Origin of the sequence: Streptomyces chattanoogensis (genome assembly GCF_001294335.1) — a bacterium.
GTDB classification, from domain to species: Bacteria; Actinomycetota; Actinomycetes; order Streptomycetales; family Streptomycetaceae; genus Streptomyces; species Streptomyces chattanoogensis.
This window is the reverse complement of sequence record NZ_LGKG01000042.1, coordinates 1-618: the sequence shown is the minus strand read 5'-3', so window position 1 is coordinate 618 and position 618 is coordinate 1. Positions and strand designations below refer to the sequence as shown.

The window sequence follows — 618 nt, the reverse complement described above, 5'->3', positions numbered from 1 at the left end:
GTGAGCCCCCAGCGCGCGGCCTCTTCGTGACGTGCCCAGAGCTGCGCGTAGCGGCCACCGGCCGCCACCAGGTCGGCGTGGCGGCCCCTTTCGACGACCTGGCCGCCGTCGAGCACCACGATCTGGTCGACGTCGACCATCGTGGACAGCCGGTGGGCGATGATCAGCACGGTCCGGCCGACGGTGAGCCGGGCGATGGCGTCCTGGATGGCGGCTTCGCTCTCGGGATCGGCGAACGCCGTCGTCCAGGATCACCACGGGCGCATCCGAGAGGATTGCCCGGGCGATGGTGATGCGCTGCCGCTGTCCGCCGGAGAGGAGACCGCCGCGTTCACCGACCTCGGTCTCGTACCCTTCGGGCAGCTCTCCGACGATGAAAGTCGTGTGCCGCGGCGGCCTTGGCGGCGGCCCGGACTTCGTCGTCCGTCGCCTCCGGGCGGGCCAGGCGGATGTTCTCGGCGATCGTGCCCGCCACCAGGAACGGCTCCTGGAAGACAAGCGCCACCTGCTGAAGCAGCGCCTCGCTGCGCATGTCTCGTACGTCGACGCCGCCGATGCACACCGAGCCCGACTCGACGTCGTAGAAGCGCGGAATCAGCCGTGCGACCGTCGACTTAC

Annotated in this window: 1 protein-coding gene and 2 pseudogenes; all 3 read right to left on the bottom strand. The window is 70.2% G+C overall.

All coding sequences use genetic code 11. The features are described from left to right. Positions 1 to 242, bottom strand: a pseudogene (locus tag ADL29_RS45970) (ABC transporter ATP-binding protein/permease); the annotation flags it as partial. 49 nt (positions 243 to 291) lie between these two features. After that, a pseudogene (locus ADL29_RS46490) lies at positions 292 to 363 on the bottom strand (hypothetical protein); the annotation flags it as partial. Then, the coding region (locus ADL29_RS45965; protein WP_281181788.1) for an ATP-binding cassette domain-containing protein at positions 332 to 618 on the bottom strand (287 nt) is incomplete at its 5' end. The pseudogene ADL29_RS46490 and the gene ADL29_RS45965, both read right to left, overlap by 32 nt.